This window comes from Bacteroides faecis, from assembly GCF_020091505.1.
Lineage (GTDB): Bacteria > Bacteroidota > Bacteroidia > Bacteroidales > Bacteroidaceae > Bacteroides > Bacteroides faecis.
This window is the reverse complement of sequence record NZ_CP081916.1, coordinates 1833757-1851703: the sequence shown is the minus strand read 5'-3', so window position 1 is coordinate 1851703 and position 17947 is coordinate 1833757. Positions and strand designations below refer to the sequence as shown.

At 44.4% G+C, this 17947-nt stretch carries 7 protein-coding genes and 1 pseudogene; 6 read left to right on the top strand and 2 right to left on the bottom strand.

What is annotated here, in order from left to right:
- Positions 1-377: 377 nt before the first annotated feature.
- The gene (locus K6V30_RS07425; protein WP_010536428.1) at positions 378-4418 is read right to left on the bottom strand and encodes a hybrid sensor histidine kinase/response regulator transcription factor; all 4041 of its coding nucleotides are present in this window, start codon (positions 4416-4418) and stop codon (positions 378-380) included.
- Positions 4419-4627: 209 nt separating this feature from the next.
- Between K6V30_RS07425 and K6V30_RS07420 the strand changes: the two genes are divergently transcribed.
- From K6V30_RS07420 to K6V30_RS07395, 6 genes and pseudogenes are all read left to right on the top strand, one after another.
- A complete protein-coding gene (locus tag K6V30_RS07420; RefSeq protein ID WP_010536427.1) occupies positions 4628-6910 on the top strand; it encodes a GH92 family glycosyl hydrolase in 2283 nt (760 codons plus the stop codon).
- 58 nt (positions 6911-6968) lie between these two features.
- The gene (locus tag K6V30_RS07415) at positions 6969-7916 is read left to right on the top strand and encodes an endonuclease/exonuclease/phosphatase family protein (protein WP_055271056.1); all 948 of its coding nucleotides are present in this window, start codon (positions 6969-6971) and stop codon (positions 7914-7916) included.
- A gap of 34 nt (positions 7917-7950) precedes the next feature.
- Entirely contained in the window at positions 7951-9114 is a 1164-nt protein-coding gene (locus K6V30_RS07410) for a glycoside hydrolase family 76 protein (RefSeq protein WP_055271058.1), read from the top strand.
- A gap of 168 nt (positions 9115-9282) precedes the next feature.
- Positions 9283-10605, top strand: a pseudogene (locus K6V30_RS07405) (glycoside hydrolase family 125 protein); the annotation flags it as partial.
- Between the two features lie 409 nt (positions 10606-11014).
- Entirely contained in the window at positions 11015-12166 is a 1152-nt protein-coding gene (locus K6V30_RS07400) for a glycoside hydrolase family 130 protein (protein WP_055271060.1), read from the top strand.
- Between the two features lie 328 nt (positions 12167-12494).
- Positions 12495-16091, top strand: a complete 3597-nt coding sequence (locus K6V30_RS07395) for a glycoside hydrolase family 38 N-terminal domain-containing protein (RefSeq protein ID WP_055271069.1) — start codon at positions 12495-12497, stop codon at positions 16089-16091.
- Positions 16092-16184: 93 nt separating this feature from the next.
- Here the strand turns inward: K6V30_RS07395 and K6V30_RS07390 are convergent, their stop codons facing one another.
- Entirely contained in the window at positions 16185-17846 is a 1662-nt protein-coding gene (locus K6V30_RS07390; RefSeq protein WP_010536421.1) for an IS1182 family transposase, read from the bottom strand.
- Positions 17847-17947: the final 101 nt, after the last annotated feature.

Genomic DNA, 17947 nt, shown 5'->3' with positions numbered 1-17947 from the left:
ATACAAAAAGATAAGATGAGTGGAGGAGGATCGTGTGGTTGATTCATAGTTCTCAAGATATTTAGTTATACAAATTATATATTCTTGCTTTTCTAATGCAGCAGCAAAATTAGTATGTTTGCCAGATTTCTTATATTTCGACCATTATCTTTTGCTTCACACGGCAGGGATATTTACTATTTTGGCATGATTTGATAATATTTCTACCTCAATTAAAGAATCAAAATCCTCGCCAATAAAACAGAGATTAAATCAACAGGAATGATGAAAAGGCATTATGCCTCATATTTACCTTTCTGGCACCAACGTTTACTACAGACGTTTCAGGCTTTTCACCCTTCCTTTCCAACAGAACAGGAGACATATTATCATCCGGTCTACTTCCGGACTTCCTCCAAGTTTTTCATTCGGAATTCTTTTGGCGTACATCCATACTTTTCACGAAATACTTTAAAGAAAGTAACCTTATTTGAGAAGCCCGATTCAAAGACTATTTCATCAATCGTCTTCTGGGTCTTCAACAATAAATCCTTGGCCACATGCAAACGACACTCCTTTATCAAAATCGTAGGACTTTCTTCACCAATTTCTTCCATTTTCCGGTAAAGGCTGCGGACACTGATTGCCAAATGATCGGCTATAAAACGAGGAGTCAGTTCTTTTTCCTGAATATGGTCATTGATTATCTTCAAAACAGATTGCTGGAATTTCTTTGATTCTTTATGTGTCAGTTTTCCGTCCGTTTTTTCAAAAGAACTGATCGCTGAACTGAAATAGTCTTTCAGCACCTCCTTACGCTCTAGCATCTGGCAGACGGAAATGCGAAGATATTCCGCATTAAACGGTTTGGTGATATACATCTCTGCCCCTGCAGAAAGTGCAGCCATCTGCTGCTCCATTTCATGCCGTCCGGATACCATGATAATAGGAATGTGAGCCGTTTCTTTCACTGATTTAATTCGCTTCGTCAGTTCAATGCCTCCAATTCCCGGCATCATGACATCACAGATAATCACATTGGGATAGACTTCATTCATGACCTGTTCAATCCGCTCCGGATCTTGCAAAGTAACCACATTGAAATCGTTAGAGAAGATTTCACCAATGAACCACAACATTTCCAGTTCATCATCGATAACCAGTAGCGTTGGCCTCATCTTGTCAAATTCATAGTGAGGAAGTTTCAAGGCAAGTTGCGACTCTATCTTAGGGATATACTCCGAAGTTATTCGTTTAGAAGATGATACACCAGTGCTCACTTTCAATGGAGGTAATGACAACGTAAACAAAACCCAGCCGTCAGGAGTATTTTCCACTTTCAACGTTCCATTCAGCAGTTGGGCCATATTGTAAGAGATAGCAAGCCCCAGACCATTGCGGGAGAAGTTCTTTTCATCCTGATTTTCAAAGCTATCCAAAATAGCATAACGGTTGAATACATACTGGAAGTCTTCTTCCTTGATTGTACTTCCCTCATTGGCAACCCGGAGGACCAGCAGGTTTTCATCATTGGTATCCACTTCTATTTTAATACTTTTCCCATCCGGGGTGTATTTGAAAGCATTGGATATCAGATTGATAATAATGGTATTCAAAAAACCTTTGTCTGAGTTCCAGGAAACTTGCTCCGGTATCTTACTCAAGAAAGTGATATTTCGGGATTTAGCCATATCAACAAAGATCTTTGCCGTATTTTTCATTAAAGAAGATACATTCAAAGTCTCTATACGCACTTCCCGATTCCCCGTTTCGATACGGCGGAACTCGATCAGTTCGTGAATCAAGTTATTCAAGCGTTCCGCATTCGTCTGAATCATCTGAACGTAATCAATGACAAATTTGCTGAGTCCTTTCGATGACAGAATACGCCCGCAAGGACCATAGATAAGGGTCAATGGAGTACAAAATTCATGAGCTATGTTAGTGAAGAAACGAAGTTTCGACTCAAATACATTCTTTTGATGGCGCTGCTCTATTTCATTGAGCAGTTCCTGCTTTTTCCGCTTAGTACGGAGGATAAATGAGCGTACCAGCAGAGTGACCATCAGCAGCAGACATAAAGTATAAATAAGATATGCCCACCAAGAAGCATACCACGGGTCACCTATCCGGATTAACAAAGAATAGACATCACTCTCTTTATCAAATACACTATTGTAGTATTTCACCAATAAGGTATATTCGCCGGGGGCCATATTCGTAAAGGAGACAGAACTTTCTTTTCCATTATTGATCCATTGGTCACTCAAGCCTTTTAACTTATAGGAATAGGTACAGTTATTTCCGGTCAAGTAATCGACAGAAGTGAATGAAACTGCAAAGAAGTTCTGGTCATATTTCAGGTTCAACACTTCATTCTCCTTTTTCCGGGTGATGAATTCTCCCAGATTGTATTGTTCTCCAAAGATAGAGAGTTTATCAAAATAAATGGGAGGCATATAAAGCTGTTCGGGACGTCCGTCTGCCTGAATGGCTACAAATCCGTTGATTCCTCCAAAGAACAAGGTGCCTGTTTGCGGATCTCTGTAAGAAGCACCATCACTAAATTCAACAACTTTAAGCCCGTCACCAAAACCATAAGAACGGAATACATCTCTTTTGGTATCAAAATTAATCAAGCCTTGATTTGTACTCAGCCAGAAGTTATCAGGTGAGTGCCTCAGAATGGCATGAATAGTACTATTCAGAAAACCGTCTTTCGCATTAAACAGTTTATAAGAGTTTTCTGAAGTATACTTGATTACTCCATAAGTAGTACCGATCAAATAATTGTTTGCGTCATCTTTAACAATGGGCACTACCTTGTTCAGATTCATATTCTCATACTTATGAGTGGTCAACGGCTCCAATCCATTACTGATTTCATTGAAACGAAATACTCCAGACCCCATATTGCCGAATAGTAACCCCAAGCTGTCTCCTTTGCAAATGGTAAAGAAACAATTGGAACCGAACTCTCCGGCATTAGCCACATAGCGCTGCATATTTTCAAGAACCGGATGGTCCGGTGTGCCTCCGATACGCGCTCTTACTATTCCCATTCCCACACTAGCCAACCACAATTCCGAATCTTCCGTTTCATAAATATCATGTATATATTTAATCTCCTCGTTATCAATCCAGAGAGGAATTTTCTTAATACGTCGTTCACGATACGAATAAAAATTCAATCCTTCCTCATCACCAATCCATAGTAAGTTACGGTTACTTCCCTTGATACAATAGACCGCATTGCTACCCAAACCACTGTTAGATATTGTCAAGACCTCCGAACGGCAGTCTGAAATATCCTTATCTACCTCATAATCATAGATCTTAAGTATACCATTTCCTTTAGTGCCGATCCAGAAAGTACGTTCTTTGTCAAGCAACAGCGCACGCACGGGACGCTCTATCTTTTCGGTATAGTTACTCAACACAACCGACTTTATAGAATAAAGAGGATTCGAATAAAGATAAACACCCTGCCCATCTGTAGCTATCCAGATAAGATCCTGAAAGCGATCTTTCACCAAGCTGAACACTCCGCTGTTTATAGGTAACGGCTGAATCTGATATTCATTGCTGCCTTTTGGCTTTTCCAATATAAGAACACCATCAATCATTAATCCGACAAAGAAGCTATCATGATATTTAATAATCGTGGAAATTCTGTCATGTGCCTGTATTTTCGTCCCCAAATTAACAACAAACTCTTTCTGCTTGCTTTCAATATAAAATGTATAAAGATTGTATTCCTTATCTACATAATAGATAGTCCCGTCATCATGAGTACAATAAATCAACGGTGTGTGGTGTTCCAAACCACTTTTTTGTGACGTCAACGTAATATTACCAGTAACGGAATCCTGCTGAAGATCGTAACACCGATTATACCCTCTCATTATTACCCACATGCGATTATTATTATCAAAGAAGAAAGTAATAACATCTGAAATCGGAATACCAGCAACATTGATTTTTTTAAAGACCCCTTCCTTTTTATGAAAATAGTAAACGCAGTCGCTATCCTTAATAATAAATAAGGTACCATGATTATCCTTATTCATCGGAAACAGTTTCTGAAATTCATAAAAACGTGTAATAGAATTCGTTTTACGGTCAAGACGAATCAAACTATAATAAGTCTGAAACCAATAAGTATCGTCACCGGTATAGATAATATTATCAATTTGATTGCCGGACAAGTAACCTTCCTTGTCACAGATCTTAAACTCTTCGACCGCCCGGCCATCATAGACATTGAGTCCATCACAAGTGCCAATCCACATCAGTCCTTTGTCGTCCTGGCACAGCGAAGTTATAGCACTGTTAGACATATATTCTTTGTCAGCAACCTGTTTCAGATTATAGGCGCCGGCTGTATTCATCAGTATATTAAGGCAGCAGAAGAAAAGTAAAATACAATGTTTTTTCATGGCATAGAATCCTTAGATTTGCAATATGACAAAGGTAAACAAAAAAACTATCCAGCACTTTTTTGGCGCAGAATATATGTAAAAATGCGTGCCAGTTTGGTTAATTACAGCGCCACGGAGCGATTTAGTATTTCCACTTCCTGCAGATGCATTCCTTTTCTCTCTATTTTCGTCACAGAAACTAATTTTATACATAAATTCATTTGTTCATGAAAACACATCTTTCATTTAAACACCTGTTATTTATTGGGGGTGCGGTGCTGTACAGCATGCATATTTCTGCCGTCAAGAATCCGGTAGACTATGTCAGTACGCTGGTAGGAACGCAATCCAAGTTTGAGTTATCGACCGGAAATACATATCCTGCTACGGCATTGCCGTGGGGAATGAACTTCTGGACACCGCAAACCGGCAAAATGGGCGACGGCTGGGCATACACTTACAATGCCGACAAAATCCGTGGCTTCAAACAAACACACCAGCCTAGTCCGTGGATGAACGATTATGGTCAGTTTGCCATCATGCCAATCACCGGCGGACTCGTATTCGACCAAGACCAACGTGCCAGTTGGTTCTCGCACAAAGCGGAAGTTGCCAAACCTTATTATTATAAGGTGTATCTCGCAGACCACGACGTTACTACGGAACTTGTACCCACGGAGCGTGCCGTTATGTTCCGTTTCACGTATCCGGAAACCAAGAATGCTTATGTCATTCTCGATGCATTCGATAAAGGTTCGTATGTAAAGGTGATTCCGGAAGAGAACAAAATCATCGGTTATTCCACCAGGAATAGCGGCGGGGTGCCGGAGAACTTCAAGAATTATTTTGTCATCAAGTTCGACAAGCCGTTTACCTTTACTTCCGGTGTAAAAGAGAATAACATCCTCCCGAACGAAACAGAAGTTGAGGGCAATCATACCGGAGCAATCATCGGATTCGCCACCAAGAAAGGAGAAATCGTTCATGCCCGTGTAGCTTCTTCCTTTATCAGCTACGAACAGGCGGAACTGAATCTCAAAGAATTGGGCAACAACAGCTTCGACCAGTTAGTCACTAAAGGAAAAGATATCTGGAACCGTGAAATGAGCAAAGTTGATGTAGAAGATGACAATATCGACAACCTGCGTACTTTCTATTCGTGCTTGTATCGTTCCATGCTGTTCCCACGCAGTTTCTATGAAATAGATGCCAAAGGTCAGGTAGTGCACTACAGCCCTTACAATGGCAAAGTACTGCCCGGCTATATGTTCACAGATACCGGTTTCTGGGATACTTTCCGTTGCCTGTTCCCGTTCCTGAACCTGATGTATCCGTCTATGAACCAGAAGATGCAGGAAGGTCTGGTCAATGCTTATAAAGAAAGCGGCTTCCTACCGGAATGGGCAAGTCCCGGACACCGTGACTGCATGGTGGGCAACAACTCCGCTTCTGTTGTAGCCGACGCCTATATAAAAGGGCTCCGCGGATATGACATCGAAACGCTTTGGGAAGCATTGAAACACGATGCAAACGCCCATCTTCGCGGTACCGCCTCCGGACGTGTAGCTTACGAAGCATACAACCAACTGGGATATGTCCCCAACAATATCGGTGTAGGTCAGAATGTTGCCCGCACGCTGGAATATGCTTACAACGACTGGACTATCTACACATTAGGAAAGAAACTGGGCAAACCGGCAAGCGAAATCGATATCTTCAAGCAACGTGCCCTCAACTACAAGAACGTTTACCAACCGGAACGTAAACTGATGGTAGGTAAGGACGACAAGGGGGTATTCAACCCGAAATTTGATGCAGTAGACTGGAGCGGTGAGTTCTGCGAAGGTAACAGCTGGCACTGGAGTTTCTGCGTATTCCACGATCCGGAAGGCTTAATCAATCTGATGGGAGGCAAGAAAGAGTTCAATACTATGATGGATTCCGTCTTTATCATTCCGGGTAAACTAGGCATGGAAAGCCGTGGCATGATTCATGAAATGCGCGAAATGCAAGTAATGAACATGGGGCAATACGCTCATGGCAATCAGCCCATCCAGCACATGGTTTACCTTTACAACTATTCGGGAGAACCCTGGAAAGCTCAATACTGGGTACGCGAAATCATGGATAAGCTGTATACAGCAGGTCCCGACGGATACTGCGGCGACGAAGACAACGGTCAGACTTCTGCCTGGTATGTCTTCTCGGCTTTAGGATTCTACACCGTTTGTCCGGGAACAGATCAATATATTCTGGGAACTCCTCTTTTCAAGTCAGCCAAACTGCATCTGGAAAATGGGAAAACCGTCACCATTAAAGCGAACAACAATAGCGCCGACAACCGTTATGTGAAGGATATGAAGGTAAATGGCAAAACATTCACACGCAATTATCTGACACACGACCAATTGTTGAAGGGTGCGAATATCCAGTACCAGATGAGTCCGACTCCGAACAAACAACGGGGAACGACTGAAAAAGATATTCCCTACTCCCTCTCATTTGAATAAAATGTCGTATTTTTGGATGCTTTAAAGAATGATCTAATCCAAACAAACTAAAGAAAACATGAAACTAAGAAACCTTTTATTTATCGTCCTTGCGGCCATAGTCTTCTGCAACTGCCAGAGCTATCAGCCTACTTCGCTTACAGTTGCCTCCTACAACCTGAGAAATGCCAATGGTTCCGACTCCGCCCGCGGAAACGGTTGGGGACAGCGTTATCCGGTGATTGCCCAGATTGTGCAATACCATGACTTCGATATTTTCGGCACACAGGAATGTTTCCTTCACCAATTGAAAGATATGAAAGAAGCTCTCCCCGGTTATGACTATATCGGCGTAGGACGCGATGACGGTAAAGATAAAGGTGAACACTCTGCTATCTTCTACCGCACTGACAAATTCGATATCGTAGAGAAAGGAGATTTCTGGTTGTCGGAAACTCCGGACGTCCCGAGCAAAGGCTGGGATGCCGTATTGCCTCGTATTTGCAGCTGGGGACATTTCAAATGCAAAGATACCGGTTTTGAGTTCCTGTTCTTCAATCTCCACATGGACCATATCGGCAAGAAAGCCCGTGTGGAGAGCGCTTTCCTCGTACAGGAAAAGATGAAGGAGCTGGGAAGAGGCAAAAATCTGCCGGCCATCCTGACGGGTGACTTCAATGTCGACCAGACTCACCAGTCATACGATGCATTTGTCAGCAAAGGAGTACTTTGTGATTCTTATGAGAAATGTGACTACCGATATGCGACCAACGGTACTTTCAACAATTTCGATCCGAACAGTTTTACCGAAAGCCGCATCGACCATATCTTCGTTTCCCCTTCTTTCCACGTCAAGAGATACGGTGTGCTGACAGATACCTATCGGAGTGTACGGGAAAACAGTAAAAAGGAGGACGTGAGAGATTGTCCGGAGGAAATCACAATTAAGGCTTATGAAGCACGTACGCCATCCGACCACTTCCCTGTAAAAGTGGAACTGGAGTTTGACCAACGTCAGCAAAAATAAACCCGAATACTTCATTTTATAATCTGATACTGATATGAGAAATATATGTTTTGTAGCCTGCATGTTCTTGTGCCTTGTTTCCGCTTCCGGAAAAACGGCTAAGAATCATCCCTTCATATCCATTGCCGACTCCATTCTCGACAATGTCCTGAATTTATATCAGACGGAGGACGGACTGCTTACCGAAACATATCCCGTGAATCCCGACCAGAAAATCACTTATCTGGCGGGTGGAGCCCAACAGAACGGAACGCTGAAAGCCTCCTTCCTGTGGCCCTATTCCGGAATGATGTCCGGTTGCGTGGCCATGTACCAGGCCACCGGAGACAAAAAGTACAAGAAGATACTGGAAAAGCGCATCCTGCCCGGACTGGAACAGTACTGGGACGGGGAACGCCTTCCGGCATGCTATCAGTCATACCCCGCCAAATACGGCCAGCATGGACGCTACTACGATGACAACATCTGGATTGCACTGGATTATTGTGATTATTATCGTCTCACCCACAAAGCCGACTATCTGAAAAAAGCCATCGCACTGTACGAATACATCTACAGCGGATGGAGCGACGAACTCGGCGGAGGAATCTTCTGGTGTGAACAGCAGAAAGAAGCGAAGCATACCTGTTCCAATGCTCCGTCAACAGTACTCGGTGTCAAGCTATACCGCCTGACAAAGGACAAAAAGTATCTGGACAAAGCAAAGGAAACTTACGCATGGACCAGAAAGAACTTATGTGATCCCACCGATTTCCTTTACTGGGACAATATCAACCTGAAAGGAAGCGTCTCTAAAGATAAATATGCCTACAACAGTGGACAGATGATTCAGGCAGGCGTATTGCTGTACGAGGAAACAGGAGACGAACAATACTTGCGCGATGCCCAGAAGACAGCCGCAGGGACCGATGCCTTTTTCCGTTCGAAAGCCGATAAGAAAGATCCGTCAATCAAGGTACACAAAGACATGTCATGGTTTAATGTGATTTTGTTCAGAGGCTTCAAGGCGCTGGAGAAGATTGACCACAACCCGACTTATGTCAATGCGATGGCGGAGAATGCTCTCCATGCATGGAGAAATTACCGGGATGCCAACGGATTGCTGGGAAGAGACTGGTCGGGACATAACGAGGAACCTTACAAATGGCTGCTGGATAATGCCTGCCTGATCGAGTTATTCGCCGAGATCGAGAAATGAAACTTTGATTATTAACCATTACATGAATTAAAGAAAACAATCACCATGAATATAACCAAAACACTTTGCCTTTGCGCGGCACTTTCGGGCGCTGCCGGCATACAAGCAATGGAAAACTGCGAACTTGTCACTAAACAAGACAACACGCGGGTCAACACTTATCAGACCAACCGACCCGAAGTATCCAAACGCCTGTTCGTATCGCAGGAAGTGGAGCAACAAATTGCCCGCATCAAGCAATTACTGACGAATGCGAAACTGGCCTGGATGTTCGAAAACTGTTTCCCGAACACACTGGATACGACCGTTCATTTTGACGGAAAAGAGGATACTTTCGTATACACCGGAGACATCCACGCCATGTGGCTTCGCGATTCCGGTGCCCAGGTATGGCCGTATGTGCAGCTTGCCAATAAAGATCCCGAACTGAAAAAGATGCTGGCAGGAGTCATCAACCGCCAATTCAAATGTATCAATATCGACCCATACGCCAACGCCTTCAATATGAACTCCGAAGGAGGCGAATGGATGAGTGACCTGACGGACATGAAACCGGAACTTCACGAACGCAAATGGGAAATCGACTCCCTGTGTTATCCGATCCGTCTGGCTTACCATTACTGGAAAACAACGGGGGATGCCAGCGTCTTCTCCGACGAATGGCTGCAGGCTATTGCAAACGTACTGAAAACATTCAAGGAACAACAGCGCAAGGACGATGCGAAAGGTCCGTACAGATTCCAACGCAAAACCGAACGCGCACTCGACACCATGACCAACGACGGCTGGGGTAATCCGGTGAAACCTGTCGGACTGATCGCTTCCGCTTTCCGCCCTTCGGATGACGCTACAACCTTCCAGTTCCTCGTTCCTTCCAACTTCTTTGCCGTAACTTCTCTGCGCAAAGCAGCCGAAATACTGAACACAGTGAACAAGAAACCGGCTTTGGCCAAAGAATGTACCACATTGGCGGATGAAGTTGAAAAAGCATTGAAGAAATATGCTGTCTACAACCACCCGAAATATGGTAAAATCTATGCTTTCGAGGTAGACGGATTCGGCAACCAACTGCTGATGGATGATGCCAACGTGCCGAGCCTCATCGCTTTACCTTATCTGGGCGACGTGAAAGTGAACGATCCGATTTACCAAAACACCCGCAAGTTTGTGTGGAGCGAAGACAATCCTTATTTCTTCAAAGGCACTGCCGGAGAAGGTATCGGCGGTCCGCACATCGGATACGACATGATCTGGCCTATGAGCATTATGATGAAAGCGTTTACCAGCCAGAATGATGCAGAAATCAAGACTTGTATCAAGATGCTGATGGATACCGATGCAGGCACCGGCTTCATGCATGAATCATTCAACAAAAACGATCCGAAAAACTTTACCCGTGCATGGTTTGCATGGCAAAACACACTGTTCGGAGAACTCATCCTCAAACTGGTCAATGAAGGAAAGGCAGACTTACTGAACAGTATTCAGTAGTTTCTACCTCGCCCCTTACTTGCAAGATAACTGCTTCATACGGTGAAACCGATGGTTCCATGCATTGGAACCAATCGTTTCATTGTATGAAACAAGGAGTTTCATGCCTTTGAAACTAAAGTTTCACACCGTTGGAACTAGAGTTTCCCGCCCATGAAACTTTGGTTTCGCACCGATGAAACTTTAGTTTCATACCGATGAAACTCTGGTATCAAGGCGAGGAAACCAACTCTTCTCGCCACAGTGACAGCAGAAATACTGTCACACTGCTATCACACCGTGCCGTCACCTCAAAACTTACACATACTCAGCCTTTTACCCTTGTTTATGTGACAGATGACAGCAAATATTTATTTTTATTTTAAATGTAGAGAGTATATATTACTCCCCCAATAATAATTTATATAATATGAAATCAACCTTTTTATTTCTAGTTGCTACAACCATGATGACCTGTACCGCCTTGGGACAGTCCTCCAACGACAAAAAGAACGTATTGCCCGATTGGGCATTCGGAGGTTTTGAACGTCCGCAAGGGGCCAATCCGGTGATTTCTCCTATAGAGAATACAAAATTCTATTGTCCGATGACACAAGATTACGTTGCATGGGAGTCCAATGACACTTTCAATCCGGCAGCTACTCTTTATAACGGCAAGATTGTTGTACTGTATCGGGCAGAAGATAAATCCGGTGTCGGCATCGGTCACCGTACCTCGCGTCTCGGATATGCCACTTCCAGTGATGGTATTCACTTCAAGCGAGAAAAGACTCCGGTATTTTATCCGGATAACGACACCCAAAAAGAGCTGGAATGGCCGGGAGGATGCGAAGACCCACGTATTGCCGTCACAGCAGAAGGACTATACGTGATGACGTATACTCAATGGAACCGCCACATTCCACGCTTGGCAATCGCTACTTCCCGCAATCTGAAAGACTGGACGAAACACGGTCCTGCTTTTGCCAAAGCTTATGACGGCAAGTTCTTTAATTTAGGATGTAAGTCCGGCTCTATTCTGACCGAAGTTGTCGACGGGAAGCAGGTGATCAAGAAAATCGACGGAAAATACTTCATGTACTGGGGAGAGGAACATGTGTTTGCCGCTACCTCCGAAGATTTAATCAACTGGACTCCTTATGTAAATACAGACGGCTCCCTGAGAAAGCTGTTTTCTCCACGTGACGGATACTTCGACAGCCATTTGACCGAATGCGGTCCTCCGGCTATCTATACTCCGAAAGGAATCGTGCTTCTGTATAATGGTAAAAACAGTGCAAGCAGAGGTGACAAACGCTATACAGCCAATGTATATGCTGCCGGGCAAGCTCTCTTCGATGCCAATGACCCAACCCGTTTCATCACCCGTCTGGACGAACCGTTCTTCCGCCCGATGGATAGTTTCGAAAAGAGTGGCCAGTATGTAGACGGAACAGTGTTCATCGAAGGAATGGTTTATTACAAGGATAAATGGTATCTGTATTATGGTTGCGCAGACTCTAAAGTAGGTACGGCCATTTACAATCCGAAGAAACCCGCCGCCGCAGATCCGCTGCCCTAACATTTCACAAACTCTTTCTGTTTGATTGGATACGAGCCGCAAGGAATTTACCATTCAAAATGAATACGGATTGTTCATTCCTTGCAGCTCCTTTTATCATCTCTGCCACAATATGTACTTTAATTGTACAGACTGAGACGTTATCCGGTGATATACAAACAATTACGTCATACTCTAATTGATCAGCCAGTACTCTGACCTGCCAATATACATTTGCTTAAATATTGTCACGACAGAGAACAGATATCCATTTCCGAATCACTACATTTGTAAACATATTGAATAAGAACCAATTTGTAAACTACTAAACTTGTTAAAATAAACCATGATGAACAAAAAAGTAATTGCCGTAGCCCTCGCCCTTGTTTTGGCAGGAGGCGGCTATGCACAAAACGACGCCTCCGGGAAAAAGGTGAAAGCCTATATGGTGTCGGACGCCCACCTCGACACCCAGTGGAACTGGGACATCCAGACAACAATCAACGAATATGTATGGAATACCATCAGTCAGAACTTATTTCTGCTAAAGAAATATCCGGAATACATTTTCAACTTTGAAGGGGGAGTGAAATATGCCTGGATGAAAGAATACTATCCCGAGCAGTACGAAGAGATGAAGAAATTCATCGAAGAAGGACGCTGGCACATTGCCGGAAGCAGCTGGGAAGCCAGCGATGTATTGGTTCCTTCCGTCGAAGCCTCCATCCGCAACATCATGCTCGGACAGACGTACTACCGGCAAGAGTTTGGAAAAGAAGGAACGGACATCTTCCTGCCGGACTGCTTCGGATTCGGATGGACACTTCCTACCATTGCCGCACACTGCGGACTGATTGGTTTTTCTTCACAGAAACTGGACTGGCGCAATCATCCCTTTTATGGAAAAAGCAAACATCCATTTACTATCGGCCTCTGGAAGGGTATCGATGGCAAACAGGTAATGTTAGCACACGGGTACGACTACGGACGCAGATGGAACAACGAAGACCTCTCGAAGAACAAATATCTGGAAGGATTGGCCAAACGTACTCCGCTGAATACGGTCTATCGCTACTATGGAACAGGAGATATCGGCGGTTCACCGACATTGGGTTCGGTACGTTCTGTAGAGCAAGGAATCAAGGGCGACGGACCGGTGGAAGTGATCAGCGCCACCAGCGATCAGTTGTATAAAGATTATCTGCCATTCAATAACCACCCCGAATTGCCTGTATTCGACGGAGAATTATTGATGGATGTTCACGGAACAGGTTGCTACACTTCGCAGGCAGCCATGAAGTTGTACAACCGACAAAACGAACAGCTGGGCGATGCAGCAGAAAGAGCGGCTGTCGCTGCCGAATGGTTGGGTACAGCCAGCTACCCGCAACATACACTGACGGAAGCATGGAAACGCTTCATCTTCCATCAATTCCATGATGACCTGACAGGAACGAGTATTCCCCGTGCCTATGAATTCTCATGGAACGATGAACTGATCTCTCTGAAGCAATTCTCACAAGTGCTGACTTCTTCCGTCAACGCCATTGCCGGACAGATGGATACACGTGTGAAAGGAACGCCTGTCATTCTTTATAACGCCAATGCTTTCCCCGTATCCGACCTGACTGAGATCACCCTTGAACAACCCAAAGCTCCGAAAGGATTCACTGTATACAATGCGCAGGGCAAGAAAGTCGCTTCTCAACTGATCGGCTACGAAAACGGACGCGCTCACATATTAGTTGCAGCATCATTGCCGGCAAACGGTTATGCAGTCTACGATGTCCGCAACGGGGGATCGGAAAAGACAATAACTCCCTCACCTGCTTCTGCCATTGAAAACTCTGTTTACAAAATTACACTGGATAAAAACGGAGACATCATCTCGCTGACCGATAAACGTAACAACAAAGAACTCGTGAAAGACGGAAAAGCGATTCGTCTGGCACTCTTCACCGAAAACAAGTCGTATTCATGGCCGGCCTGGGAAATTCTGAAAGAAACGATTGATCGTGAGCCTGTCTCAATCACAGATGACGCTAAAGTCACTTTAGTGGAAAACGGAGCACTCCGGAAAGCGCTTTGTATCGAGAAGAAGTATGGCAAATCACTCTTCAAACAATATATCCGCCTCTACGAAGGCAGCCGTGCCGACCGCATAGACTTCTACAATGAAATAGACTGGCAGTCAACAAACACCTTACTGAAAGCGGAATTTCCTTTGAATATAGAAAATGAAAAGGCAACCTACGATCTGGGAATCGGCAGCGTGGAAAGAGGAAATAATGTACAGACCGCTTATGAAGTGTACGCACAGCAATGGGCAGACCTGACAGATAAAAATAACAGTTACGGCGTATCTATCCTGAACGACAGTAAATATGGATGGGATAAACCGGATCATAATACCATCCGCCTGACTCTGCTTCATACTCCCGAAACTAAAGGTAATTATGCTTATCAGGACCGTCAGGATTTTGGTTTCCATACATTTACCTATAGTATCACAGGACATGACGGAGCACTGGACAAACCTGCCACCGCCATTAAAGCGGAAATTCTGAATCAACCGATCAAAGCTTTCAGCAGTCCGAAACATGCCGGAACACTAGGCAAGGAATTCGCTTTCGTCCGTTCAAGCAATGACCGGGTTGTCATCAAAGCACTGAAAAAAGCGGAAGTATCGGATGAATATGTAGTACGCGTATATGAAACCGGAGGCGCAACTGCCCAGCAGGCAGCCATCACCTTTGCCGGTGAAATAGAGCAGGCAGTGCTTGCAGACGGTACGGAAAAAGAAATAGGAAGCGCAGATTTCAACAAAAATCAGTTGAATGTATCTATCGAACCCTACAGCATACAGACATTTAAAGTGAAACTGAAGAAGAAAGCAACTGTCCAGACTCCGCAATATGCCTGTCTGCCGCTGGATTATGACCGCAAATGCTTCAGTTGGAATGCTTTCCGCCACGAAGGAAACTTCGAGTCGGGCAACAGTTACGCAGCAGAACTTCTCCCCGACTCCATTCTGGAAGCTGATGGCATTTCTTTCCGCCTGGGAGAGAAAGAAATAGCGAATGGACTGACTTGTAAAGGCAATGTGCTTCAATTACCGACCGGACATTCATACAACCGTATCTATTTCCTGGCAGCTTCTGCCGGCGAAGATGCTACTGCGACTTTCCGTATCGGTAACAACTCGCAGGAAGTCACCGTACCTTCATACACCGGATTCATCGGCCAGTGGGAACATCTGGGACATACGGAAGGTTTCCTGAAAGATGCTGAGATTGCTTATGTCGGTACCCATCGCCATTCTGCCGATAAAGACGAAGCCTACGAGTTCACATATATGTTCAAATTTGGTATGGATATTCCTAAAGGAGCTACTACAGTCACGTTGCCGGACAACTCTTCTATCGTATTATTTGCCGCAACACTGGTCAACGAAAAGTATCCTGCCATATCTCCGGCTTCGGAATTGTTCCGCACAGCTCTGAAAGCTGGTAACGGAGAAGAAGCCACGGCTAAAACGAATCTGCTGAAACAGGCCAAGCTGATTAAATGTTCCGGTGAGACTAATGCAGACGAAGCCGCCCAATATGCCACAGACGGTGATGTAAAGACTAAATGGTGCGACACAAACACGGCTCCCAACTACATTGACTTTGACTTCGGAAAAGAACAGACGATTCGTGGATGGAAGTTAGTGAATGCCGGAAACGAAGGCAGTGTCTTCATCACCCATACTTGTTTCTTACAAGGTAAAAACAGTCCGGACGAAGAATGGAAAACAATTGATGAGCTGAGTAATAACAAGAAGAATACGGTAGTTCGCCAATTTAAGCCGACTTCAGTACGTTACGTCAGACTATTGGTAACACAGTCTACACAGAACAACAGTCTGAAGGCTGCAAGAATCTATGAATTGGAGGTATACTAATACCTCCATACCCAACCAAAAAGAGGAGGTTGTGTCAAAACGTTGGCACAACCTTTTTTTTACGTTTTACAGTCCTGCTATATTTTCTTTTGCTTATGATGCTTTTTTCTGATTCATTTGGTAAGACGTTGCTATCTTCCACTTGTAGCGGTTTATAAATAGCCCAATAAGCATAGATTTAGCAAATGTAATGAGTCCCTTTCCTGCCTTTCTCAGTTTTGCACACATCTTTTTGATATTAAAAGCTATGGCAAAGAAGGCAAAGTCCATTGTCACCTTGTCTTCTCCCACATGCCGGAACCTTCTGTATGCCATGTTGTATTTCATTTGTCCAAAAACAGCTTCCGGTTCTATACACCGCCTGCCTCTATGCCTGATTCCTTCTTTTGAGAGCAACCTTTCCCGGGCTTGTCGTTTGTATTGGTTTAACCGGTGGTTGACTTCTATCATACGGTTCCCCCGTGCTTTAAAACAACTTCCACGCAAAGGACAGCCCTCGCATCTTTGTGCCTTATACCGGGCACTTTCGGTGGTGTATCCGCTCACCGTTCTGTCACGTTTGGTTCCTATGCGGTTCATGTGCTGCCCCATCGGACAAACGTAATAATCCCCTTCCGCATTGTAATGGAGACTTTCCGCATGGAACGGGTTGGACGTATAACGGGGACGCTGTTCTTTATGGAAGTAGTTGTACTTGACAAAGGCTTCTATCCCGTTCTCCTGCATGAACCGGTAATTTTCTTCCGAGCCGTAACCGGAGTCTGCCACACCGATAGCAGGTAAGCGGTTATAGCGGTGCCGGAAGGAGTGGAAAAAAGGAATGAGGGTCAGCGTATCGGTAGGGTTGGGAAACAGTCGGAAGTCTATGATGAATTGGTTTTCAGTGCCTGTTTGCAAATTATATCCGGGTTTGGTCTGCCCATTCCTCATGGCGTCTTCTTTCATGCGCATGAATGTGGCATCAGGATCGGTCTTGGAATAGGAATTACGTTCTCCAAGGACATCAAGGTGATTGTCGTATTCCATCAGCTTGTCACGATACCCTTCAAGTTCCCTGACCTGTTTCTTTTTCTCCCGCAGGGTTTTCTTTTCTTCCTTGTCCTTTGTTGCAGGCCGGTGTTCCAGGGCTTCTTTAAGTTCATTCGCTATGCCCGAGAGCATGGAGGGAGTGAACTCCACGGATGTGTCTTTTACGGAGTTCTCCTGTGCAATGGTTTCATCCACCTGCTCCAGAAGGATGCGGATCTTATCCATCAACCTTGTACGGTTCCTTTCGACTGTCTTGCGCCAGACAAAAGTATATTTGTTGGCCTTGGACTCGATCTTGGTACCGTCGATATACTCCACGTCAAGACTGATGAAACCTTTGTCGGCAAGGACAAGAACCAACTGCGTGAATACGTTGTTTATTTCCTCCTTTACACGGTTACGAAAACGGTTGATGGTAATAAAATCCGGATGCTCATTACCGGCAAGCCAGATATAATGGATGTCACGCAAAAGAAGCTTCTCGATTTTACGGCAGGAATAGATATTGTTCATGTAAGCGTAGATAATGACCTTGAGCATCATCTTAGGATGATAGGCTGAGCGCCCAGTTTCTTTATAAAGCTTCTTGAAATTATCAAGATTGAGATTATCAACAACTGCATTGACGATGCGGACAGGGTCGTTCGCAGCTATGTTTTCATCAATTCTTTGTGGAAAAAGAACGGTTTGGTTGGGAATGTAAGGACGAAAATGTAACTTTGCCATAACGAAAATGTAATGCCTAAAGTTACAAAAAAATTAGGTAATAACAAAGCCCGGGCTTGGGAAAGTCTGGGCTTTGCGCATAAAAAAAAGTTGTGCCAGCA